The 495-nt window shown below is 49.1% G+C and carries 1 protein-coding gene; it reads left to right on the forward strand.

Translation table 11 applies throughout. The features are described from left to right. Positions 1 to 28: 28 nt before the first annotated feature. A partial coding sequence (locus A3751_RS16210; protein ID WP_197466414.1) for an SDR family oxidoreductase occupies positions 29 to 495 on the forward strand: 467 nt, incomplete at its 3' end.

Raw genomic sequence — 495 nt, forward strand, 5'->3', positions numbered from 1 at the left:
CTTTGAAAAAAAGGGTGGCGTGAGTACGGTGAAGAAGCAAACAAACAGTAACAAGCAATCCAATGTGTGGATCGTTGGTGCCAGCACAGGAATCGGCCGTGCACTAGCCCTGCATTATGCGAAAAATAGTCTATCGGACGGCGTCGTTATTAGTGCGCGTTCAGCCGATAAACTCGCCTCTCTCAAAGCTGAGATAGAGAAGTTCGGCACGCCTTGTACTGTGCTGCCGATGGATGTGTCTGACGCAAAATCTTTGGTGCAAGCTGAGGAACACTTAAGCAATGCCGTCGATCATGTGAGTAGCGTCATTATTAACGCGGGCACCTGCGAATATATGGATAGCAACGACATAGACCCCGCAATGGCGCGACGTGTGTTCGAAACGAATTATTTTGGTGCGTTGGCGGTGTCGAAAATAGCCTTGCCGCATCTTAGAGCGGCGAGAGACAAAGAGTATTCCGCTTCTATGGTTTTTGTTTCAAGCAGCGTCACCTA

This window comes from Oleiphilus sp. HI0080, assembly GCF_001635135.1.